Source organism: Actinosynnema sp. NPDC023794, assembly GCF_040639675.1.
Lineage (GTDB): Bacteria > Actinomycetota > Actinomycetes > Mycobacteriales > Pseudonocardiaceae > Actinosynnema > Actinosynnema luteola.
In genome coordinates this window covers 50,849-72,953 of sequence record NZ_JBFAFR010000038.1, presented here as the reverse complement: position 1 = coordinate 72,953, position 22,105 = coordinate 50,849, and the positions used below count along the sequence as shown (strand labels likewise).

Annotated in this window: 20 protein-coding genes; 14 read left to right on the top strand and 6 right to left on the bottom strand. The window is 70.1% G+C overall.

What is annotated here, in order from left to right; all coding sequences use genetic code 11:
* Position 1 precedes the first annotated feature (1 nt).
* From AB0H12_RS40185 to AB0H12_RS40155, 7 genes are all read left to right on the top strand, one after another.
* Positions 2-1,213 (top strand): cytochrome P450, encoded by a 1,212-nt coding sequence (locus AB0H12_RS40185; RefSeq protein WP_499630430.1) that lies wholly within the window; start codon positions 2-4, stop codon positions 1,211-1,213.
* 215 nt (positions 1,214-1,428) lie between these two features.
* Positions 1,429-3,615 carry an MMPL family transporter gene (locus AB0H12_RS40180; RefSeq protein WP_499630428.1) on the top strand — a complete coding sequence of 729 codons (2,187 nt, stop codon included), beginning with the start codon at positions 1,429-1,431 and terminating at the stop codon, positions 3,613-3,615.
* Between the two features lie 186 nt (positions 3,616-3,801).
* Positions 3,802-4,005, top strand: a complete 204-nt coding sequence (locus AB0H12_RS40175; protein WP_499630425.1) for an MbtH family protein — start codon at positions 3,802-3,804, stop codon at positions 4,003-4,005.
* A gap of 1 nt (position 4,006) precedes the next feature.
* A complete protein-coding gene (locus AB0H12_RS40170) occupies positions 4,007-4,951 on the top strand; it encodes an ATP-binding cassette domain-containing protein (RefSeq protein ID WP_499630422.1) in 945 nt (314 codons plus the stop codon).
* A 205-nt stretch (positions 4,952-5,156) separates the two neighbouring features.
* Entirely contained in the window at positions 5,157-6,407 is a 1,251-nt protein-coding gene (locus tag AB0H12_RS40165; RefSeq protein WP_499630419.1) for a cation:proton antiporter, read from the top strand.
* Complete coding sequence (locus AB0H12_RS40160; RefSeq protein WP_499630416.1) at positions 6,404-6,913, top strand: flavin reductase family protein; 510 nt, start codon at positions 6,404-6,406, stop codon at positions 6,911-6,913. The genes AB0H12_RS40165 and AB0H12_RS40160 overlap by 4 nt, the downstream gene beginning before the upstream one ends.
* An 84-nt stretch (positions 6,914-6,997) precedes the next feature.
* On the top strand, positions 6,998-7,591 hold the full coding sequence (locus tag AB0H12_RS40155) for a hypothetical protein (protein WP_499630413.1): 594 nt from the start codon (positions 6,998-7,000) through the stop codon (positions 7,589-7,591).
* Positions 7,592-7,621: 30 nt separating this feature from the next.
* Here AB0H12_RS40155 and AB0H12_RS40150 read toward each other — a convergent pair whose 3' ends face one another.
* The 4 genes from AB0H12_RS40150 to AB0H12_RS40135 form a co-directional block, all read right to left on the bottom strand.
* On the bottom strand, positions 7,622-8,527 hold the full coding sequence (locus AB0H12_RS40150; RefSeq protein WP_499630410.1) for a PLL family lectin: 906 nt from the start codon (positions 8,525-8,527) through the stop codon (positions 7,622-7,624).
* Between the two features lie 507 nt (positions 8,528-9,034).
* On the bottom strand, positions 9,035-9,313 hold the full coding sequence (locus AB0H12_RS40145) for a GntR family transcriptional regulator (RefSeq protein ID WP_499630407.1): 279 nt from the start codon (positions 9,311-9,313) through the stop codon (positions 9,035-9,037).
* A gap of 86 nt (positions 9,314-9,399) precedes the next feature.
* Entirely contained in the window at positions 9,400-10,476 is a 1,077-nt protein-coding gene (locus AB0H12_RS40140; RefSeq protein ID WP_499630404.1) for an LCP family protein, read from the bottom strand.
* Positions 10,473-10,976, bottom strand: a complete 504-nt coding sequence (locus tag AB0H12_RS40135) for a SigE family RNA polymerase sigma factor (protein WP_499630402.1) — start codon at positions 10,974-10,976, stop codon at positions 10,473-10,475. Before AB0H12_RS40135 ends, AB0H12_RS40140 begins: the two co-directional genes overlap by 4 nt.
* A 145-nt stretch (positions 10,977-11,121) precedes the next feature.
* Here AB0H12_RS40135 and AB0H12_RS40130 point away from each other — a divergent pair, with 145 nt between their 5' ends.
* The 5 genes from AB0H12_RS40130 (at position 11,122) to AB0H12_RS40110 (ending at position 13,920) form a co-directional block, all read left to right on the top strand.
* Positions 11,122-11,310 (top strand): hypothetical protein, encoded by a 189-nt coding sequence (locus AB0H12_RS40130; RefSeq protein WP_499630399.1) that lies wholly within the window; start codon positions 11,122-11,124, stop codon positions 11,308-11,310.
* Positions 11,311-11,467: 157 nt separating this feature from the next.
* A complete protein-coding gene (locus AB0H12_RS40125) occupies positions 11,468-11,905 on the top strand; it encodes a MarR family winged helix-turn-helix transcriptional regulator (RefSeq protein WP_499630396.1) in 438 nt (145 codons plus the stop codon).
* Complete coding sequence (locus AB0H12_RS40120) at positions 11,892-12,407, top strand: hypothetical protein (RefSeq protein WP_499630393.1); 516 nt, start codon at positions 11,892-11,894, stop codon at positions 12,405-12,407. The genes AB0H12_RS40125 and AB0H12_RS40120 overlap by 14 nt, the downstream gene beginning before the upstream one ends.
* Positions 12,408-12,501: 94 nt before the next feature.
* Positions 12,502-12,906, top strand: coding sequence for a GNAT family N-acetyltransferase (locus tag AB0H12_RS40115; RefSeq protein ID WP_499630391.1), 405 nt, complete (start codon positions 12,502-12,504; stop codon positions 12,904-12,906).
* Between the two features lie 513 nt (positions 12,907-13,419).
* The gene (locus tag AB0H12_RS40110; protein WP_499630388.1) at positions 13,420-13,920 is read left to right on the top strand and encodes a hypothetical protein; all 501 of its coding nucleotides are present in this window, start codon (positions 13,420-13,422) and stop codon (positions 13,918-13,920) included.
* 218 nt (positions 13,921-14,138) lie between these two features.
* Here AB0H12_RS40110 and AB0H12_RS40105 read toward each other — a convergent pair whose 3' ends face one another.
* Entirely contained in the window at positions 14,139-14,678 is a 540-nt protein-coding gene (locus tag AB0H12_RS40105) for a pyridoxamine 5'-phosphate oxidase family protein (protein ID WP_499630385.1), read from the bottom strand.
* Positions 14,679-14,739: 61 nt separating this feature from the next.
* Positions 14,740-16,731, bottom strand: coding sequence for a VWA domain-containing protein (locus AB0H12_RS40100; protein WP_499630382.1), 1,992 nt, complete (start codon positions 16,729-16,731; stop codon positions 14,740-14,742).
* A 396-nt stretch (positions 16,732-17,127) separates the two neighbouring features.
* Between AB0H12_RS40100 and AB0H12_RS40095 the strand changes: the two genes are divergently transcribed.
* Together AB0H12_RS40095 and AB0H12_RS40090 are read left to right on the top strand one after the other, a co-directional pair.
* A complete protein-coding gene (locus AB0H12_RS40095; protein ID WP_499630379.1) occupies positions 17,128-18,930 on the top strand; it encodes a family 43 glycosylhydrolase in 1,803 nt (600 codons plus the stop codon).
* A gap of 367 nt (positions 18,931-19,297) precedes the next feature.
* Positions 19,298-21,982 (top strand): ATP-binding protein, encoded by a 2,685-nt coding sequence (locus AB0H12_RS40090; RefSeq protein ID WP_499630376.1) that lies wholly within the window; start codon positions 19,298-19,300, stop codon positions 21,980-21,982.
* Positions 21,983-22,105 lie beyond the last annotated feature (123 nt).

The following is a 22,105-nucleotide window of genomic DNA, read 5'->3' as shown; positions in this document are numbered from 1 at the left end:
CATGACCGCCCACCTGGCCGATGTCGACCTGGCCGACCTGGACCTGGCCGACCCGCAGACGTTCCTGGACGTGGACCTGCACTCGATGTGGCGGCGGCTGCGCGAAGAGGACCCCGTGCACTGGAACCCGCCGGGCGACGGCTCGCCGGGCTTCTGGGTGCTGTCCCGCTACGCCGACATCGTCGCGGTCTACAAGGACAACAAGAGGTTCACCTCCGAGCACGGCAACGTGCTGTCCACGTTGTTGCGCGGCACGGACTCCGCGTCGGGCAAGATGCTCGCGGTCACCGACGGCCCGCGGCACCGCGACGTGCGCAACCTGATGATCAAGTCGTTCTCGCCGCGCGTGCTCGCGAAGGTCGCCGAACGGGTGCACCAGCGCACCTTGGCGCTCGTGGGGGACCGGGTCGGGCCGACGTTCGACTTCGCCACCGACGTCGCCGACCACATCCCGATCAACACGATCGGCGACCTGATGGACGTGCCCGTCGCCGACCGCGCGAAGCTCGTGGACTGGAACAACCGGACGCTGAGCCGGTACAGCTCCGAGGACACCGAGATGGAGGAGTGGCTGGCCCGCAACGAGATCCTGCTGTACTTCTCGGGCCTGGCCGAACAACGCAGGCGCAACCCCGGCGACGATGTGGTCAGCGCCCTGGCCAACGGGCTGGTGGACGGCGCGCCGCTGAGCGAGGACGAGATCGTCTTCAACTGCTACAGCCTCATCCTGGGCGCGGACGAGTCGAGCCGCATGTCCTCGATCGGCGGCCTCCTGGCGCTGCACCAGCACCCGGAGCAGTGGCGCGCGCTCAAGGACGGCGAGGTCGACATCGACACCGCGACCGAAGAGGTGCTGCGCTGGACCACGCCCGCCATGCACTTCGGCCGCCGCGCCGTCGTGGACGTGGAACTCGGCGGGCGCGTCATCAAGGCGGGCGACGTGGTGACGCTGTGGAACAGCTCGGCGAACTTCGACGAGGAGGTGTTCGCCGACCCGACGTCGTTCGACCTGTCGCGCACGCCGAACCGGCACATCGCGTTCGGCCACGGACCGCACTTCTGCCTCGGCGCCTACCTCGGGCGCGCCCACGTCCGATCGGTGCTGGAGGCGGTGCGGGACCTGGTCGACGAGATCGAGCTGGCCGGTGAGCCGCGCCGGCTGTTCTCGAACTTCGTCCACGGCTACTCCAGCCTGCCGGTGACACTGCGCTGACCCCGTTCCCACGACCGCCCCGCCGCGGACGCCGCCGCTCCGGCCGACGTCCGCGGCGGGGCTTTCCCTTGCCCGCTGCGGGGATCCGCAAGAGAGGTGGGGACAGCCCTACCCCGACCCGGTGGGCACCACCAGTGCCCGGGTGGTGACGCAGCGGAACGATCTGAAGACACAGTGCCACAACGGAGGAGTTGAGGGTCGTGGGCAGCGTGCCGGTGACCGTGTCAATCGCCAAGTGGAGCGCCACTCATCCGTGGCGCGCGATCATCGGATGGCTCGCCTTCGTCGCGGTGTGCGTCGCCGCGGGCGCCATCGTCGGCGTCCGCGACGCCTCCAGCGAGGACTACCGGGTCGGCGAGGCGGGCCGCGCCGAGACCGTGGCGGCCGACAGCGGGCTGGTGGACCCGATCGTGGAACGGGTGCTCATCACCTCGCCGTCCGGGCCGCTCGACCAGGCCGCCGCCGACACCGCGGCGCGCGAGGTCGCCGACCGGATGCGCGCCCTGGCCGAGGTGTCCTCGGTCGGCGAGCCGACGCGCTCGCCGAACGGCGACGCGGTCCTGGTCGAGGTGACCATGAAGGCCGCGGACCGCACCGCGATGGAGCAGGTGGCCGCGCTGCTGGAGCAGACGGCCGCGGTGCGCGGCGCCCACCCGGAGCTGGTGGTCGAGCAGACCGGCGGCGTGTCGATCGACGTCGGCATCGACGAGCAGCTGGCCGAGGACCTGGCGTTCGCGGAGAAGCTGACGCTGCCGGTCACCCTGCTGATCCTGCTGGTCGTGTTCGGCGCGCTGATCGCGGCCGGGGTGCCGGTGCTGCTGGGGTTGTCGTCGGTGGTGACGGCGATGGCGCTGTCGGCGGTGGCCTCGCACGCGTTCCCCGACGCGGGCGCGACGAAGAACGTGGTCCTGCTGCTGGGCATGGCCGTCGGAGTCGACTACTCCCTGTTCTACCTCAAGCGGGAGCGCGAGGAACGCGCCCGCGGCGGTGGCCGGGCCGACCACGTGACCGCGGTGGAGCTCGCGGCGGCGACGTCCGGGCGGGCCATCGTGGTGTCCGGTCTCGCCGTCATGGTCTCCATGGCCGGTCTCTACCTCGTCGGTGACGTGGTGTTCTCGTCGCTGGCCACCGGCTCGATCATCGTGGTCGCGGTGGCGGTCGTCAGCTCGCTCACCGTCCTGCCCGCGCTGCTGGCCAAGTTCGGACGCTGGGTCGACCGGCCGCGCGTGCCCCTGCTGTGGCGGCTCACCAAGGGCGGCGACGGCCGGGTGTGGCGCAGGGTGCTGGAGCCGTCGATGCTGCGGCCGGGGCGGACGCTCCTGATCAGCACCGGCGCGATGCTGCTGCTCTCCCTGCCCGCGTTGGGCATGCAGCTGGGCCTGCCCGGCAACGACACGCTGCCCAAGCAGGTCGGGGAGATCCGCACCCACGACCGGGTGGTGGCGCTGTTCCCCGGCGAGGGCGCGCGGCACGTGGTCGTGGTGCGGGCCGACCCGGCGCAAGCCGCCGAGGTGGCTTCGGCGCTGGACGGGCTGGTCGCGCGGACGCAGGGCGACCCGCTGTTCGCGCCCGGGGCCGCCGAGCGGGTGTCCGAGGACGGCCGGGTCACCGTGCTGGAGCTGCCGATCCCGTTCTCACCCGAGTCACCGCGAGCCGAGGAGTCGCTGGCGAAGCTGCGCGGCGAGCTGGTGCCCGCGGCGGTGGGCGGGTTCGAGCACGCGGTCTCCGGCGACGTCGCGCGCAACGTGGACACGGTGGCGCACCAGTCCGACAAGCTGCTGCGCGTGGTGCTGTTCGTGCTGCTGCTGACCTTCGTGATGATCGTGGTCGCGTTCCGGTCGGTGGTGATGGCGCTGCTGACGATCGCGCTGAACCTGCTCGCCACCGCGGCCACGTTCGGCGTGCTGGTGCTGGTGTTCCAGCTCGGCTGGGCCGAGGACCTGCTGGACTTCACCTCCGGCGGCTTCATCGTGTCGCGGGTGCCCCTGTTCCTGTTCGTGATCCTGTTCGGGCTGTCGATGGACTACCACGTGTTCGTGCTGAGCCGCGTCCGCGAGGTGGCGCAGGCCGGCGTGCCGTCGTGGCAGGCGGTGCGGGAGGGCATCGCGAGTTCCGCCGGGGTGGTGACCAGCGCGGCCGTGGTGATGGTGTCGGTGTTCGTCAGCTTCGTGTTCACCAGCCTGCTGGAGATGAAGCAGCTCGGCCTGGGGCTGGCGGTGGCCGTGGTGCTGGACGCGTTCGTGATCCGGCTGCTGGTGCTGCCCTCGGCGATGCGCCTGCTGGGCCGGGCGGGGTGGTGGCCGTCGAAGCTGTCACGCCGACCGGACCACTCGGCGGTCGGGCCGGTCGGCGAACCGCCGCCGCAGTCGCAGTCGCACGAGGAGGCGCGCTTGCCGCGCTGAACCTCGTGACGGGGTATGGCCTCCCGGGTCGTGACACCGCCGGACGGCGCGCACGGCCCGGGAGGTCCGCGCGTCGTCGGCACTGCCGCGGGATCCGGTCAGGTATCCGTCAGTGCGCTGTCAGCGGTGTTGACCAGGATCGGGAGCACCCGAGGCCGACGCCGGCGACGCGGACGGAGTACTGACGTGGTGAACCCCTTTGACGACGAGGACGGCACGTTCCTGGTGCTGGTGAACGACGAGGGCCGGCACAGCCTGTGGCCGACCTTCGCGAACGTGCCCGCGGGCTGGACCATCGCGCTCGACGCGGGTCCCCGTGCCGCCGCGCTGGCCTACGTGGAGCGGAACTGGACCGACATGCGGCCCGCGGGCCTGCGCGAGGCAGGCTGACGTGGACGCCGCGATTCGCGTTGAAGGACTGAAGAAGACCTACAAGGGCGCCGAAGCCCTCCGCGGTGTCGACCTGACCGTCAAACCGGGATCGGTGCTGGGCCTGCTGGGCCCCAACGGCGCCGGCAAGACGACCGCCGTGCGGATCATGGCCACGCTGCTCGCGCCGGACAGCGGGCTGGTCGAGGTCGCCGGCTACGACGTCGTGAACCGGCCGGGGGAGGTGCGCCGGCGGATCGGACTGGCCGGGCAGTACGCCGCGGTCGACGAGCTGCTCACCGGCCGGGAGAACCTGACCCTCGTCGGCAAGCTCCTGCACCTGGGCGGCAAGGGCGCCCGGGACCGCGCCGCGGAACTGCTGGAGCGCTTCGACCTCGTCGCGGCGGGGGACCGGCCGGTCGGCACCTACTCCGGCGGCATGCGCCGGCGGCTCGACCTGGCCGGCTGCCTGGTCGGCCGGCCGCAGGTGCTGTTCCTGGACGAGCCGACCACCGGACTGGACCCGGCGAGCAGGCAGTCGCTGTGGAACACCGTGCGCGGCCTGGTCGCCGACGGCATGACCGTGCTGCTGACCACCCAGTACCTGGAGGAGGCCGACTACCTGGCCGACCAGGTCGTGGTCATCGCCGCCGGCCAGGTGATCGCCGACGGCACGCCGGACGAGCTCAAGCGCAAGGTCGGCCAGGAGTGGCTGGAAGTGGCCGTCGCGCTGCCCGACCGGGTGGCCGCCGCGGTGGCGGTGCTCGCGCCGCTGGCCGTGGACGAACCGGGCGCCGACCCGGTCAAGGGACTGGTGAAGCTGCAACTGCGCGACGGCATGGACGGCATCGCCGCCGCCGCCGTCGCCCTCCGGGACGCGGGGGTGGACGTCGCGGACTTCGCACTGCGCCGCCCGACCCTCGACGACGTGTTCTTCAACCTCGTCGGGCACCAGCCCCAAGGCTGACCCACCGACCACCGGTGGTCGGGCTCCGACATCCCCACCTCCACGAACGACACCCGCGGCGCCGACGTCCGAGGCCCGACAGCGAGAGGCGCCATTCACCGATCGGGAAGGAACCTGCCGTGACCATGCGCATCCCCAACTTCGCGGGCAGCCGCGCGCTGTCGATGACCAGGAACGACGTCCACGCGTCGCCGGGGGCGCGAACATGACCGACGTCCTGTTGCGCGTGGGGCACGTGGCCGCCGTCCTGGCGGTCGTGCTGGTCGCGGCGTACCTGGGTCGGGTCGCGGCACGCGCCGCGCGGCAGCCCGAGGTGATCGGCGAGATCCTGGCGGGCATCCTGGTGGTGCCGGCGGTCCTCGCGGTCGGCGGCGCGCCGACCCTCGCCGCGGTGCTGCCCACCGACGTGGTGAGCCCGTTGAAGGTGATCGGCCAGGTCGGCCTGGTGCTGTTCCTGGTCGGCGTGGCGCACGGGCTGCGGCACGGCGGCTCCGGCCTCGGCGCCCGTGCGGTCGGCTGGGTGACCGCGGGCTCGTTCCTGCCCGCCCTGCTCACCGGCCTGGCGATGGCCGCGTGGGTGGTCTGGGCGGCCGACCCCGAGCTGCGCGGTGACGCGCCGGCGCCCGCGCTGGTGCTGATGATCGCGGTCGCGTTGAGCGTGACCGCCGTGCCCGTGCTGGCCCGCGTGCTGGAGGACCGCGGCATGGTCGACAGCCCCGCGGGCAAGCTCGCCATGGCCGCGGCCGTCGTCACCGACTCCGCGGCGTGGGTGCTGCTCGTGGTGGCCGTCGGCATCTCCGGTGGCCTCGTCGTGTCCCTGGTCCTGGTCGCCCTCGGCGTCACGGTGACCGTCGTCGGCCGCATCCTCCTGCGCGGCCGGGTGCCCATGTCGGCCGCCGAGCGCTTCCCCCGCGCCGCGGGCGCCGCCGTCGCCGGTTTGGCGCTGCTGGTGGCGTTCCAGTTCGAGCACTGGGGCCTGACCGCCGTGTTCGGCGCGTTCGTGGTCGGCCTCGCGATCCCCGGCGGCGCGTGGGCCAAGGCCGTGCGGCCCGTCATGGCGTTCGGCAGGCTGCTGGTGCCGGTGTTCTTCGTGGTGGCGGGGATGGGCGTGGCGAACGCGCCGCGCGGCTCGGTGCCGTGGACCGCCATCGCCGTCGCCATCGCGCTGGCCGTCGTCGGCAAGGTCGGCGGCGGCTACCTCGGCGGCCGGCTGGCCGGTCAGGACCGCCGCACGGCGGTGACGGTCGGCGTGCTGGTGAACACCCGTGGCCTGACCGAGATCGTCGTGCTGCAGGCCGGGTACAGCGCCGGACTGCTGTCCGTGCAGCTGTTCCTGGCCCTCGTCGTGATGGCGTTGGCGACGACCGGCATGACCGGTCCGCTGCTCTCGCTCATCGAACGCGCCGGCGCCCCGAAGCCCGTGCCGGTACCCGAGTTGCCCGGGAGCAGGTCATGACCCAGTCGCTGCCCGCGATCGAGATCGCGGAGTTCCGCACCCTGATGTCGCACTTCCCGACCGGTGTCGCCATCGTCACCACGACCGGCCAGGACGACTCGCCGCGCGGCATGACCGTCTCGTCGGTGTGCAGCGTGACGTTGTCGCCGCCGACGCTGCTGGTCTGCCTGCGCAACGGCAGTCCCACCCTGGACGCCGTGCTGGCGCGCGGCGCGTTCGCGGTGAACTTCCTGCACGGCGAGGCGAAGCCCGTGGCGCAGCTGTTCGCCTCCGGCGCGCCGGACCGGTTCGACCTGGTCCCGTGGCTCCTGCCGCCGCGGGCAGGCGGACCGCACCTCGTGCAGGACGCGCACGCCGTGGCCGACTGCAACGTCAGCCGGACCGAGGCCGTCGGCGACCACACGGTGGTGTTCGGCCAGGCGTTCGGGGTCGCGCGGGAGCAAGGCCTGCTGCCGCTGCTGTACGGGATGCGCGAGTACCAGGTGTGGCGGTCCGACCAGGGGTAGGGCCAGCCCTACCGGCAGTTGGAGAACCCCCGATCGCCCCGGCGGCCCCTGTCACCGGGGCGATCGCGCATTAGCCTCGGAAACGTGGTCCGGTTCTCGCCAGTCATCAGCAGGTCCGCGCCGGAGAACTTCGACCTGTGGCCGGTGTCCGGCGGCGACGGCGGCTGGCTGCACCTGGACGGCACGGTGGGCCAGGACGAGGTCGGCGCGGTGCTCGGCACGATGTACCTGGACAGCGGCGGCCGGGACGCGCGCACCGCGGCTGCGGCAGTGCACGAGCTGATCGGCTTCGACACCCTCTACGGGCGCGGAGGGCTGCTGCTCGACGGCGGTGGCGGCGTGCGCGTCGAACCCGGTGGCACGGACCTGTTCGAGTGGCGCACGTGGCTGCACGCGCTGCACCGCGCGCCGGTCGACCTCGGTGACCCGCCCGCGCCCTGGGTCGAGTACGTCGGCGTGGACGTGGTGCGCGTGTGGGTGGACGAGGGACGCGACGTGCCGCACGTGGACCTGTCCAGGACCGTGCTGCCCGCGATGCTGCGCGCCGCGCAGCGCGACCTGGTCGACTTCCTCGGCCCGTTGCGCAGCTGGGCGGGCGTCCACTCACCCCACCAGGCGGAACTCCTGGTGGCGAGCGTGGACGCCGGCCTGCAGATCACCGAGCCGTTGCCGCTGTAGCCGGTGCGGCGGCCGAGTCGCGCGGTTCCATCAGGCGTCCGGCCGTCGAGTGAAATAGATCTTCCCGTCCGGGTGACGGGTGAACGCCATGATCCCATTGCCGTTGCCGGTGGTGTAATCGGTGACGGCCAACCCGTGCGTCTTGACCGCGCCGGAGACGAGGGTCCAGTCACCTCCCGAAGAGGTCGTCTTGCAGCGCAGGTTGTCGGCCAGGTCCTTGGCGAACACCAGTGATTTACCGGGCGGCACGGCCGGTGCTCGCTTCGACAGCAAGGGCGGCTGTATCGCCGACCACTGGGCCGAATTGTCCACCGCGCCGTTCTGGACGAAATACGGCATGTGGTGGATCTGGCTGTCCTCACCCCGGCGGACCAGGCTCAGCGCGTTGCCGAGGCCGGGGCGGTAAGCGGCTACCTGCTGGTCGCTCTTGCCCGGTGCCGTGAGGAACTTCGGGGCGGTCCACGACGTGGGCGCGCCGACGCCGCCCTTGCTCGTGGCCCGCAGCCAGACGATCGACCCGTCCAGGGCGGCGGTGAGGACGACGTACAGGTGATCGGTGGTCGCGCCGGCCTGCGGGAGCGCGACGGCACACGGCGGGCCGCTGTTCTGGGTGCCCGGCACGAAGGTCCACGTCGAGAAGTTCCCCAAGTGGCGGGTGTTGCTGTAGACCGAGAAGTTCGGGGTCATGCCGAACAGGTGCAAGCCGTCCTCCCAGCTGACCGCGCTGAGTGACACGACCGGCTGATCGTCGGCCACGGGCTGCCAGTCGTCCCACGATAAGCCGGCATTGCTCGTTCTTGTCCAGTGCGCTTGCTTCGCGACGCCGTCCACGGCGAACAGATATACTTGGTTGAAATGATTCACTGCGGCCAGTGCATTGTTCCCCGCACCGTTCGGCTGATTTCCGGGCACGACTGCCCAGCCTGTCCAGGCCACGATGATCTCCTTGGGCTACCGGTGTTATCGGAATTCGCCCGTGTGACTCTGCCAGAGCTTCGGGGTGAGTGTCGTCCTCGGATCGAGTGACATGGAGTCCTCGTCCAGCGGTAGGAGCGTGCCGTCGACCTGCCGCCGTGCTCGGCGGCGCCCACCGTCACCACCGAGCACGAGTTCACGACTCCGGGATCCTGCCCGACCCGGAGGGGGTTCGTGGTCGACGTGCTGGTGTCCTCCGCCGGAATCCGCCCGCAGAATCGGGGCTTATCCGAGGATCTCTCCGGCGGTCGCGGTCCACAGGCACGGGCGGGGGATCGGCGTTCCAGTCGGCGATCCAGGCGCGGCTGTCGCGTTCCAGCGCTTGGACGCTGTACTGCGCCCCGCCGGTGATCATCTGCCCGGCGGGGAACCCGAACCAGCGCTCGACCTGGTTGATCCACGACGAGCCGGTCGGGGTGAAGTGCACGTGGAGCTCCGCGGCGCGGTGCCGGCGGTGCAGCTCGCCGATCAGGGTGCCGTCGGCGGTCCCTTGCGGACCGGCAGGCCGTCCTGCTCCAGGCGTCTGATCGCCTCGCGGACCGGCGTAGGGCTGACGGAGAGCCGCGCGGCCAGGCCGCGCTCGGTGACCTTCTCGCCGCCGCGCAGGCCACCGGTGGCGATGGCCTCGCGGATGGCTTCGCCCGACGCGACCGCACCGGATCCTTGGCGGTGCGGTCGCGTCGGGGCCCACTCCCGGCTTTCTGCCATGGGCAACGGCCGGACGAACACCTCCGGACCACGACCCACGACCACCTCCCGCTCGACGCGGGAGGACCAGCCTGGACCGTCAGCCCACCACGTCGATCAGCGGGTCGACGTTCCGAGGTGCCGCACTAGCGCACGCAGTCGCCATCCGTCGGCGTGCGGCCGGGCTCCTCGGTCTCGGTGGCGGGCATCGGCACGGAGAAGCCGCCGGTGGGCGTGCCGGTGGCGCCGTCGGCGAAGAACACCGCCATGAACTCGCGCACCGCCGCCGGGTCGACCGACAGGGCGTGGCCGTGCTCCGAGTCGACCGCCTGGCCGAGCGGGATGATCGCGGTCCGCACGGTCGGGGTGAGCCGCCCGGCGAACTCCACCAGGTTCAAACCCGGGTCGACGCGCAGGTGCCGCGCCGCCACCTGTGCCAGCTCGGCGATCTTCGCGGGGTCGCTCGCGACCACCTTCTTCGCCAAGGCGCGCAGGAACGTCTGCTGCCGCACGACCCGGTCGAGCTCACCGTTCTCGAGCCCGTGGCGCTGCCGCAGGAACGCCAGCGCCTGCGCGCCCGAGAGCGAATTCCGCCCGGCGGGCAGGTCGACGCCGGAGAACTCGTCGCGCGACGCGCGCTTGAGGCAGACCTCCACGCCGCCGACCGCCTCGGCCAGCGTGCTGAACGCCGCCATGTCGACCGCCGCGTAGTGGTCGACCGCCACGCCGGTCAGCGCCTCGACGGTCGCGGTGAGCGACTCCACACCGGCCTCGTCGCCGTCGCGCCCCTCGGCCTCGGCCGCCCGGTGGGCCCGCGCGTACGCCGAGTTCAGCTTCCCCTGACCGACGCCGGGGATGTCGACCAGGGAGTCCCGGGGCAGTGACGCCGCGCTGACCACGCCGTCCGCGCCGACGCGCGCCAGCACGAGGGAGTCGGTGTTCGCCGACCCGTCCAGGCCGATCAGCAGCACGGTCTGCGCGGTCGCCGGCGGTGCGGCCGGGTCGACCGACGACGGCGCCGCGCTCCGGTCCACGGTCAGCGGCACGATCACCGCGACGGCCGCGGCGACGACCGTCAACCCGGCCGCGGCGAACAACGCGAGGGGACGCCGTCGGGACCGCGCGCCGTGCAGGTTCGCCAGCACGGTCCGGTAGTCGACGGCCTGGTCGGCCTCGGCCGCGATCGCTTCGCGGATGAGGGCTTCTTGCCGGGTGTCGGTCATCGCAGCACCTCCGAAGGCGTGTTCTCGTTGACCCGCAACGTGTGCAGCGCGCGGGAGATGTGGCTGCGCACGGTTCCCTCCGTACAGCCCAGGATTTCGGCGATCTCCGCGTCGGTGCTGTCCTCGTAGTAGCGCAGCACCAGCGCGGCACGCTGCTTGCGCGGCAGCACGGCGATGCGGGCACGCATCTCGTCCCGCTCGGCGTGGCGCACGGCCGGGTCGGCGACCGCAGGCGCCAGGTCGTCGAGCACGAGGTGGGTCGAGGACACGTCCCGCGCCGCCCGACGGCGACGCCACGACAGGTACTCGTTGGTCACCATCCGCTTGACGTACAGGTAGGGCACGTCGACCGCCCCGATCCGCGCCCACTTCTGCCGCGCGCGCAGCAGCACGTCCTGGACGATGTCCTGGGCCAGGTGCTTGTCGCACGTCAACGCCGTGGCGTAGCGCAGTAGTCGATCAAGACGCTCGGTGACGAACTGGTCGTAGTCGGCCGGCACGTCGCCCCTTTCCTCCGCTGTCGGTTTCCGTTGCGGACGGGAAACCCTTCAGAGGACGTCTCACGTTGAACCACACGGGTGTGACCTCCGACACGTGTTGTCCACGACCCCTCGTGCGGTTGGTCGAATCGAGGAGGCGGGCGTCATGCCGAAGATCAACCTGTGCCTGCCTGACGACCTGTTCGAGCAGGTCGAGGGGGCGGGCGCGTTCGTGTCGGCCGTGAGCCGGCGATGGACGTCCACCCGGGCCGCGTCACCTTGCCCGAACGGTCCGGCGACGCCACCCGACCGCGTGCGGCCCGACCGGTGGGGAAACGAGTCTGCAAGCCTTTGAACCGCCCGCACGAGAGGTGTTGGTCCGTCACGTCCGTGGCAGCTGTAGGACGGTGGTCCATCGATGGACCCGCAAGTTCGCGAACCGAGGCGCCGCGCGTTGGCGAATCGCGTGACAGTGGTTGTACTGTCGAACCATCTGGTTGTACAGTCGAACCATGCAGAGTGGCGAAGTGGATGCGGCGCAGGAGTCGCTGATGCGGTTCGTCCGCAACTTCGGCCTTCATCAGCCCGACCGGACGCCGTGCGGGCAGCCGCTGCCGGTCTCCGAGGCGCACGCCATGGTGGAAATCGCCCGGGAGGGGCAGCTCCGTCAGGTGGAGCTGGCTCGCCGGTTGCGGTTGGAGAAGAGCACCGTCAGCCGCTTGGTCGCCAACCTGGTCGGCCGGGGTTGGGTGCGCCGGGAGGTGGCCGATGGTGACGGCCGCGGTGTTCTGCTGGTGCTCACCGACGCGGGCGACACCGCTGCCGCCCGGCAGGCCGACGCCCGCCGGGACCGGTTGACGACCCTGCTCGATCGCGTGCCCGAAGACCAACGCGCCGCCGTGGTGCGCGCGCTCCAGATCCTCGCGGAGGCAGCTGTTGAACCGTCTTGATCGCAACCAGGTCGGTCGAGCACTGCTCCTGGTGGCCGCTGTCGCCGCGCTGAGCAGCGGCTGCGCCGACGACTCGTCGACGTCGACACCGACGACTTCCGGTCGGCAGGCCGGGGTCGCCGAGCGGGGCGCGTCGGTGATGCCGTTCGACCTGGAACGGACCACCCACCGGTTCACCAAGACCGACACGGGCGGCGTGCAGACCGTGATCGCGGACGACCCGGGGGACGCCGCTCAGATCACCCTCATCCGGGAGCACCTGACCGCGGAGGTGGACCGCTTCCGACGTGGCGACTTCACCGATCCTGCCCGCATCCACGGCAACGAGATGCCCGGCCTGGAAGCGCTGCGTGCCCATGACGGGCGAATCACCATCGACTACGAAACCACCCCCGATGGAGGACGCGTCACCTACAACACCAGTCGCGCCGAGCTCCGCAACGCCCTGCACGCCTGGTTCGACGCCCAGGTCAGCGACCACGGCCCGCACGCCACCCGCTGATGCGGCAGCTCGGGTTCGTCGAGCAGACGTCTGCCGCCAGTTCCTCGCGTCCGGTCCGACATGGTGCGGACGCGCCACAAACCACAGGAGTGACGTGACCTACGTCGTGCGAGCCGGGACCCCCACGGTCGAGGTGTACCAGCGCCTGCGGGTCGCCGCAGGCATGAGCCCGAAATCGACAGCGGCGGCGGCTGCCGGCCTGGCCGGCGGGTGGCACGCGGTCGTCGCCTACCGCGACGACCACCCGGTGGGCATGGGTCGTGTCATCGGTGACGGCGGCACCGCGTTCCAGATCGTCGACATGTGCGTCCTGCCCGAACACCAGGGACGTGGCCTCGGCAAGCAGATCATGACCGCGCTGATGGAACACCTGCGGCAACGGGCGCCGCGCACGGCCTACATCTCGCTCATCGCCGACGGCGACGCACGCCACCTCTACGCGAGGTACGGCTTCGCGGAGACCGCACCGGACTCGGTCGGCATGGCTCTCCGACTCTGAGCGGCCACTCGGTGACCGTGTAGCGGCCGGCCTCCTGCGCCGGCGCGGCGGAAGCGACGGACCGTGACGTCGGTATCGCGTCGACTGCGAATCGTGGAGAAGTTCCTTCCCCGCACCTACCGGTTGCCGGATCCCGTACGCAGGGTCCGGCCGCTGGGGCAGTAGCGCTCTGACCGGAGGCATCTTCGATGCGTCGACAACGTGAACAGCGGGTTCGCGGACTTGCGGTGTCGGGTGCGGTGACCCTCGCGCTCAGCGCCGCGGTGACCGGCTCGTCCACGTTCCGCGAGCCGACGTGCGAGCGCACCGGTGTGCACTCGAGCCCGGTTCCGGCGGCATCTCGCTGTGGCGGGTACGTGCTGTTCGACGCCACCGACCCGCGTCCGGGCAAGGTGGGTCTGATAGCGGAGAGCGACTACGCGGCGTTGGACGAGGAGCGGTTGGCGCGGGGGCCAGGAGATCGCCTCAGAGGGCAACGCCCACCAGTCCGAGCTGTCGCCGAACCGGAAGTTCATGATCGGCACGGACGAGGGCTTCAGCCCGTACCGCGTCACGGCGAAGATCGACTCCGGTTCGCACGCCGGGCAGGAGGACAACGCCACGTCCGCGGCCGACACCAAGCCGATCGACGACGCCACGAAGATCAGCGGTGACACCACCTACGTCCGCCAGGCTGGTGCAGCGCTCCCGCCGGGCACCGGCACGGCACTGGTCGAACGCGGTGGGTGCACGTTCCAAGCCAAGCTGGACGTGTTCGTCAACCGGCACGCGGGGCTGCGCCTGCTGGGTGTGCCCGGTGTGACGGAAGCGAACGCCTGCACCACGCCGACGCAGGCTGCCGGAGGCGAGTCGACCACGATCAGGTCGGTCTTCGACGGCTGGGGTTACGTGCGCCTGTTCGGCACCGACATCCCGACCCAGCGGGTCGCGACCGGCTCGATCCGGCAGCTCGACACCTACTCGGCGCCCGAGGCGCAGGACCTGGCCTACGCACGCGGGTTCGGTGACCTGTAGGTCCACGAAGTGGCGATGGACCCGGAGAACAACAAGCTCGCTCGGGGTGCTGCAACCCGGCCGGCTCGACTACCCGTGCGGCACGGGGATGTACACCTCCGTCTGAACAGGAGTGTCCACTGTGGCTACGACCACCCTCACGTTCCGCGTCTGCCTGAAGATGTCACCCTCGACTGGCCCCGGAGTGACGGCCTGAGGTAGGCCCGCCCGAGCTCTCGTCAGACTGACGGTTGTCGGTCGAGCAGCCCGACGGGGTCGGTGCTGTAGGCGACCATCCAGGTGGGGTCGATGCGGTACCAGACGTTCTCGTCCCAGAACGGGTCGTCGCTGTCGCCGTCGTAGTGGTTGACGAGGTAGTCGCGGGTTGCCGGCCAAGTCGGGTCGCTGCTCGTCCCCTCGGGGTTCAGCGGAACGGCGTGTCCGTGCGTGAAGATGCCGAGCTGCTCGCCGCGCATGAAGCTCGCGCTGATGCCGGGCCGCGCCGCGAGATGACGGGCTTTAGCGGCCTGGCGGTGGGTGCCGACGATCCAACGGCCGTGCAGGAGGTGCCCGTCGGCGCCGCTGATGCGTGGCTCACCGCGCCGGGTGACTGTGGCGATGGCCAGGGTGCACATGCCTTGGCAGACTCGGACGACCTGCTCGGCGTCCAATGTGCTTTCACCTGGCCGGATGATCGATTTGAGGTGGTTGCTGGAGTCGGCCAAAGACGTGTCGAGCAGGACTTGGAGGCTGTGGAGCTCGTCGGGAGTTTCGAACATTCGGCTAGTTAATCAGCTCCCACCGACAGTGCTCGCTGGCCTTCGGAACCCTGCTCAGTTGCTAGACGTCGTCCTCGACCTTCTCGATTGGTTCCTCGCCGATCACCAGCGACAGGCTGAACTGGCGACGGAACGCCGGAATCGGGTCCAACGTGTAGGACTCGCCGGGCAGCAGCTGCTCGCCCCGCTCCGGGTACCAGGCAGATGTTCCGTCGCTTTCCACTTCGACCTCGAACGTGTACGTGCCGGGGTCGCCGTGGGTCTCGTCGAACAACGCACTGTAGGTGCCGTCCTCGGCCACCAGGTCACCGAACGCCTGGTCGCCGCCGTCGTCGAACCGCAGCGGCGCCGTGCCGCCGTCGGGAAGTGTGGCTATGCCACTGACCGACAACCCCGTGATCGGCTGGCCGAAGTAGACCTGGAGGAACAGCGGCACGACGTCGCCTGGGTTGTAACGGTCCTGCGGCGTGTACATGCCGCCGTCGATCTTGGGGTGCTGGCTGAACGCGAAGAACCGCGATGCCCCGCTGCCCTCGTGGTCCTCCGGCAGGATCCGCACGCGCCATTCGCCGGCGGTCGGGCTGCCCACCTGGAACGCCATGTACGGGCGGTCGCCCAGGATCTGACGCGTGGTCTCGGGGAACGTGCCCACCTTGATCGTCTCGCCGTTCGGATCGGTCAGCTCCAGCAGCAACCGACCCTTGGTTCCCTGCCATGTCACACCAAACGTCGCTAGCTCGCTGCCCGACTCGACGTGCACGGGCAACTCGACGGCGCCGGACTGGTCGACGTTCTCCGGCTGGGTGGTCACCACACCGCCGTCGTCGCGGGCGATTCCGGAGATCTCCATCAGCGCGGTGCGGATGCTGAACTCCTGGGCGGCCACCGACAGGTTGGGGTCGATCCGGTAGAACGTGCCGCCGGTCGAGTTCGCGATCGACTGCAGAAGCGCGGTGTCGATGGAGCGGCCGATCCCCAACGTGTACACGCGCACCCCGTTCGCGACCAGGTCGGGCACCACCGCGGTGGGGTGCTCGCCGCTGTTGTGCAAGCCATCGGTCAGCAGCACGACTACCTGGGTCGCGGCCCGGGTGCCCGCGTTGATGATGTTGGTCAGCCCCGCGCCCAGGCCCCCGCCGATCGAGGTTGAGCCACCTGCGGCCAGCGCAGCGATCGCGTTCTGCGCGTTGTCGCGGTCCGACTGGGTGGTGATCGGGGTCAGCGCGAAGTCCGTACGTGCGTCGTGGGCGAACGACACGACGCACAGGCGGTCGCCTGCCGTCGCGCTGTCTGCCCACCAGTCGGCACCGAACTTCGCCTCCGAGAGCTTGTTGCCGGCCATGCTGCCGGACCGGTCGATCACGAGCACGAGACGCTGCTCTGGCGCAAGGACCACCCAGTTGATCGGTGTGGCACCGCCGGGTGCCGGCCCGGTGGGCGTGCCTCCCGGCATGGTCAACCCGGGGAATGCGCCAACCATCGTCTGCCAACAGCTTTCGCCGTTGATGTCGTGCTGCTCGGTGTCCCGGTCCGGGTCGTGGTTGCCTGGGACGCAGAACTCGCTGACTCGGCCCGTGACGAGCGCGCCGCCGGTGGCCCGGTTGCCGAACCGGTCGCCTTCGTTCCAGGCCGCCTCCATCACGCACGCGTCACTCGTCGTGCCGCCGATGCACTCGGCGGCACTGCCGTTGACGTCCTCGTACTCGTCCCGCATCCCGTAGCCGTAGTGTCCGAACTCGTGAATGATGACGAATGGCTTGAAACGCTCGTCGCCAGACAGGTTCATCCGCGCGGTTTCCCTGCCCAGCCCGCGCACGCTCGACGAGGAGCGCCCGTCCGCATCGAGCAACCAGGCGTCTGCATTCCGGCCCCCGCTGGAGTTGTTGCAGACATAGATCGTGCCGAACTGGTGCTGCCCATCCGTCGCGTCGAACAAGAGTGCCGACGCACGCTCGAACGAAGCCCGCCATTCGCCCAGCCGCACGCCGTCGGCGTTGTGCCGAACGGACACGATCAGGTTGAATCGGCCTCCGTCGAGTCTCCCGATACCCATCGCCGTCCTCCCTCGCGGAACGTTACGCCATGGGTGTCCAGGGTGATCAGAAATCTGTTACGGCGGGAGGAGGGATTCACTCGATCGAGCATGCCGGCGGGGCAGCGCAGACCGGCCGGCAGGGCATCGGCCCGTGGCTTTCGATCAGTCTGAACGGGTATGACCGCCGGGCCGAGGCGGCTGTCCGCGCCACCACCCGTTGGGGCGCAGTGCCTGACGGGTGGGACCGGCTCGTCGAGCAGGAAGGCTATTGCCGTCGCGTGCCGAAATTCTCTAGTGGACTTTGCAATAACGGTATAGGATTGTTCACCGACTGCACGTCGCCCTTCGTTCAACACCGTCGTCGGATCCAGAGGCCATTCCTCGACGCCAGACACTGAACGGCACAGGTACGTCATGGAAGACAGAGTTCTCGTCTACACCCGAACGCCGCTCGACGAGTACACCGACTCGCTGAGCAACAGCATCCACCTCGCGTTGAGCGAAGACGGAGCACCGTTCGAGCCGCTCAACCGGAACTACGGGATCGTGTTTCCCGAAGCCACGGTTAGCGAGCACAACACGATCCTGGAGAAGGGCGCCAGGAACCCCTTCCTGTTCCGCACGAGAGAAGGCGGGTTCGGGCTGGTCGCCGTCCGTGTCGCACCCCGGGGAGCGCGGGACGGGGAAAGCCGTGGCTGTGTCCTGGTGTGGACGTCGACCGATCTGACGGAGTTCCGATCCCGAGGGCTCCTTCGGTTGCACGACTCCCTGCATGTGGATGCCGTCGCGTGTCAGTACGACGAGGCGGTCGGCGCGTACGAGTTCCTGTGGCGAGACGCCGACGGAAACACGTACGTGAACCAGGTCGTCGACCTCGCAGGAGGAGGATCAAAGGGGCCTCGGCCGGCATCCCGGTTCCCGCGGGTTGCGGACCCCTGCAACCTGACGGGCATCGACCCGGGGAACGTGCTCGCGGTGGAACCGTCAATCGCGCAAGCCGTTCGGGACCGGTGGACGCCCCTGACGCATACGGAAACCCGCGTCCCCAAGACTGTCGTCGCGTCCTCCCCGTCGGAACTGGCCGCGGTGAAGGCGACGGCCGTCTACTCCGACGGCTCTACGGTCGGCAAGTCCGTCGCCTGGGACACCAGTGCAGTGGACTTCTCGGTGCCGGGAACCTACCGGGTCCCCGGCATGGTGCAGACTCCCGTTCACCCCTTCCCATTGGCGCGCGGGTACGCGGACCCGGTGATCCTGCCCTGGGAAGGGAAGTACTACTACATCGCGACCAACGACAACGTGGACGACATCGGCCTCTACGTCCGAGGGTCCGAGACGATCAACGGCTTGTTCGACGAGGGGTTCCGCGAGGAGGTGATCCTCGACGCGGACGAGAGCAAGGGCTTCGTGCAGACCTTCTGGGCCCCTGAGTTCCACCAGATCGGCAACGACCTCTACATCTTGTTCGCTGTCAGCGGCGCCGAGTGGGGGCCACAGTGCCACGTGATGCGACTCAAGAAGGGGCACGACATCATGCAGGCCGACAGCTGGGAGACCCCCGTGCGGGTCCGGAAGGCCGACGGCTCCTACTTGGCCGAGAGCGGCAGCATCACGCTGGACATGACCTACTTCAAAGCTGACGAGAGGTGCTTCCTCGTCTGGTCATTCCGGACGGGCCTTGACTCGCCGATGGACTCGGGCAGCATGATCTACATCGCGGAGACGACCGTGGCTGATCCCACTTGTCTCATCAGCGAACCGGTGTTGCTGACGCGCCCGCTGTACGGCTGGGAGAACGTGCAGGGGACGATCAACAACGAAGGCCCGTACCCGTTCCTGACCGACGGGACCGTGTACATCACGTACTCCGGTGGAGCGGCCAGGGGCTACACCTACTCCATCGGGATGCTGAGTATTCCCCGAGGCGGTGACTACCTGGATGCCCCCGCATGGTCCAAGGCGATCACGCCGGTCCTGAACTACCAGTCGGTGGAAGGGCTCTATGGTGCCGGGCACAACTCTCTCTTCACCGACTACGACGGCAACACCTGGATCTGCTACCACGCGGTCGCCTCGCCCGTGGGTCACGGTGTGGTCTCGTCCGCGATGCACCGAGTCCACTTCGGCAGGGACGGAGTTCCCGTCTTCAACCTCAGCCCGGCTCGCGACCTCCGAGAGGAACTGGCCGACGTTCGCCTCGAAGTGGTGGTGCCCTGATGCCGGAGGACGGGTCCTACCTCGGGCTGACGGCGTCGGCGAACGGCCTGGGATCAGGCAGCACTCGCAGTAGCCCGAACGGGTGGGTCACGCCGAGGTAGGCCCCTCGGGCCGGCACTGTGGTCGTACCACGCCCCGTGCTCGGCTTCCGGCTTCGAAACGTTCCACAATCCGGCAGATTGAGAGTCTTTCTCATGTAACTCGGCGCGCTTGTGTCGAAAGGCGTATTGCGGATTCCGTCGCGAGTTGCGCCTTGAAACCGGAGGCACCGGTCGGCAGACTGGAGCGATCCCGAAGGTGAAAGCACGGCAACCGCTTCCACCACACGACCGGCTCGCGTTTGCCCGGCTTCGTCCGCGGAGTGGTGATGACGGAATCGACACCGGCGTTGCATCGCACTATTGCGGTGTTCGACGTGGAGGGGTTCGGCGACCAGCGGAGGAATCTGCCCGACCAATTGGCCGTCCGCGAGGTGCTTTACGCGTCGGTCGTCGGCGCGCTCCAGACGGCCGGTGTGCGCTGGGAGGACTGCTACCACGAGGACCGTGGCGATGGCCTGTTCGTCCTGGTGCCGCCGGAGGTTCCGAAAGCGCGGTTGGTCGAGTCGGTGTCCGGCGCCCTGGCCGGGGCGCTCAGGAAGCACAACTCGTCCGCCGCGCCGCAGCGGCAGGTCAGGGTGCGGATGGCGCTGCACGCGGGGGAGGTGGCGTTCGACCGGCACGGGGCGGCGGCGACGGCGTTGACCACGGCATTCCGGCTGCTGGACGCCGAGGCGGTGAAACAGGCGCTGGCGGGCTCACCCGGAGCGGTCGTGCTGGTGGTGTCCCGCTGGATGTTCGACGAGGTCGTGCGGCACTCCTCCGTGCTGCGGCCGGGCACGTTCCGCGCAGTTCGGGTGCGGGTGAAGGAAACCGACGACCTTGCCTGGGTCGCCTTGCCGGACCACCCGCACCCCGACGACAACTCGCCGGCCGATCGGACACGTGCGGCCATGCCGACCGTCGTGCCGCGGCAGCTCCCCGTCGCGCCGCTGCCTTTCGTGGGTCGGGCGGAAGAGCTGACCCGGCTCGACGCGGCGCTGCGCGACGAACCGGCCACGGTGGTGATTCACGCGATCGGGGGAACGGGAGGGATGGGCAAGACCTGGTTGGCCTTGCACTGGGCCCACCGCAACCTGGACCGCTTCCCCGACGGGCAGCTGTTCGTCGACCTGCGTGGATTCAGCCCGGATGAGGCGCCGATGGAACCCGCGGTGGCATTGCGCGGATTCCTCGATTCCCTGGGCACCGAGCCCGGTGAGGTTCCTGTGGACCTCCATTCCCGGTCGGCTCTGTTCCGCAGCCTGGCGCACGGCAGGCGAATGCTGGTGGTGCTCGACAACGCGGTCGACACCGCCCAGGTCGAGGCACTGTTGCCCGGCAGTCCGACCTGCACCGTGGTCGTCACCAGCCGCAACCGCCTCCCCGGCCTGGTCGTCGGCCGGGGAGCCGACCACCTGTCGCTGGACGTGCTGGCCCCGGCGGACGCACGCGCGCTCCTGGCGGACCGCCTCGGGGCGGCACGCCTGCATGCCGAACCCGCCGCGGTGGGTGAACTGGTCGAGCTGTGCCGGGGCTTTCCCCTGGCGCTGGCGATCGTCGCCGGACACGCCCATACCGATCCGCGGTCGAAGCTGGCCCTGCTGGCCGAGGAGTTGCGGGACCTGGGTGTCGAGGCGCTGGACCGGGGCGAACCGGGTGCCAGCCTGCCCGCCGTGCTGTCGTGGTCACTGCGCGGCCTGACCACCGAGCTGCGCGAGGCATTCCTGCTGTTGAGCACCGCGCCGGGGCCGGACACCGGACTTCCCGCCGCCGCGAACCTCATCGGCCTCGCACCGGCCCGCGCCCGCACCGTGCTGCGTGGTCTCGGGGACGCCTCGCTGGTCAGCCGGAGCCCGAACGGCCGCTACGCCATGCACGACCTGGTCCGCGGGTACGGGAGCGCGGTCGCGGAGCGCGAGCTGCCCGCGGCGGTGCGCGAAGCGGCACTGCGCCGAGCCGTCGACTTCTACCTGCAGACGGCGCACGTCGCCAACCGCCTGCTGGAGCCGCACGAGCCGCCCCTGGAGACCCTGTCCTCGCCACCTGGCATCCGGCCGCACCCGCTGACCGACATCTTCGAGGCGCTGGCCTGGTTCGACGTCGAGCACACGAACCTCCTCGGCGCGCAGAACGTCGCCGCCGCCCAACACCTGCACCGGGTCGTGTGGCAGATCGCGATGGAGCTGAGGACCTATCACCGGTGGCGAGTGCACCTCCGCGAAGCCTTCGTCGTGTGGGAAGCGGCGCTCGCCGCGTCGGAGCACCTGTCCGATCCGGTCACGCCCATCCGCGCCCACGGACTGTTCGGCAACGCCCACTCCCGACTGGGCGACCACGTCAAGGCGCTCTGGCACCTGCGACGGGCGCTGTCGCTGGCCGACCGGCACGGCGACCCCGCCGAGCAGGGCCACATCCACCGCCTCCTGGCGCTGGCTCTGGGGCGTCGAGGCGACGACGAGGGAGCCCTGCGGCACGCCCGGCGCACGCTGACCTTCTACCGGAAGCTCGACCGCCCGGTCTGGGAAGCGGCCGCGTTGAGCATGGTCGGCTGGTACGCCGCGCAACTGCACGACTTCGACATCGCCCGCGAGCACTGCCAAGCCGCCCTCGCCCTGCACCGCCTGCACGACGACGTCGACGGCGAGGCCATCGCCTTGGATGGCCTGGGCTGGATCGAGCACCAGACTGCCAGGTACGAAACGGCCATCCGCTGCTTCCGACAGGCTCTCGCCCTGGTCCACAGGCACGGCAACACCGGGGCGACCGCCGATACCCTCGACCACCTCGGCCACTCGCACGCCGCCCTCGGCCACGACGACGAAGCGCTCGCCGCGTGGCAGGAAGCACTGAGCCTCTACCGCCGCCAGGGCCGCGGAACCGCCGCGGACCGGATTCAACGACAACTCAACAGCCTCCTCGCGGACGCGGCCGACGCCGGGCGACCCGGTGCCCGCGAACAATCCGGCGGCTGATCAGGGTCGTCGTCGGTGGTGGCACCGCCGACCTGTTGTGCCGCTGGTGCCCGCACGGCGGGCGGTGCTGGTCGGGGACCAACAGCAGCTACCGCCGTTCTCCGACTCCTGAGGTTGACGCCG

What these genes read in the sequence shown, in the direction of transcription:
- AB0H12_RS40090 (WP_499630376.1), top strand. Translation starts at nt 19,298, where the DNA reads ATGACGGAATCGACACCGGCGTTGCATCGCACTATTGCGGTGTTCGAC.
- AB0H12_RS40140 (WP_499630404.1), bottom strand. Translation starts at nt 10,476, where the DNA reads ATGACCGACACCCGGCAAGAAGCCCTCATCCGCGAAGCGATCGCGGCC.
- AB0H12_RS40185 (WP_499630430.1), top strand. Translation starts at nt 2, where the DNA reads ATGACCGCCCACCTGGCCGATGTCGACCTGGCCGACCTGGACCTGGCC.
- AB0H12_RS40105 (WP_499630385.1), bottom strand. Translation starts at nt 14,678, where the DNA reads ATGTTCGAAACTCCCGACGAGCTCCACAGCCTCCAAGTCCTGCTCGAC.
- AB0H12_RS40160 (WP_499630416.1), top strand. Translation starts at nt 6,404, where the DNA reads ATGACCCAGTCGCTGCCCGCGATCGAGATCGCGGAGTTCCGCACCCTG.
- AB0H12_RS40100 (WP_499630382.1), bottom strand. Translation starts at nt 16,731, where the DNA reads ATGGGTATCGGGAGACTCGACGGAGGCCGATTCAACCTGATCGTGTCC.
- AB0H12_RS40130 (WP_499630399.1), top strand. Translation starts at nt 11,122, where the DNA reads ATGCCGAAGATCAACCTGTGCCTGCCTGACGACCTGTTCGAGCAGGTC.
- AB0H12_RS40110 (WP_499630388.1), top strand. Translation starts at nt 13,420, where the DNA reads ATGATCGGCACGGACGAGGGCTTCAGCCCGTACCGCGTCACGGCGAAG.
- AB0H12_RS40095 (WP_499630379.1), top strand. Translation starts at nt 17,128, where the DNA reads ATGGAAGACAGAGTTCTCGTCTACACCCGAACGCCGCTCGACGAGTAC.
- AB0H12_RS40125 (WP_499630396.1), top strand. Translation starts at nt 11,468, where the DNA reads ATGCAGAGTGGCGAAGTGGATGCGGCGCAGGAGTCGCTGATGCGGTTC.
- AB0H12_RS40165 (WP_499630419.1), top strand. Translation starts at nt 5,157, where the DNA reads ATGACCGACGTCCTGTTGCGCGTGGGGCACGTGGCCGCCGTCCTGGCG.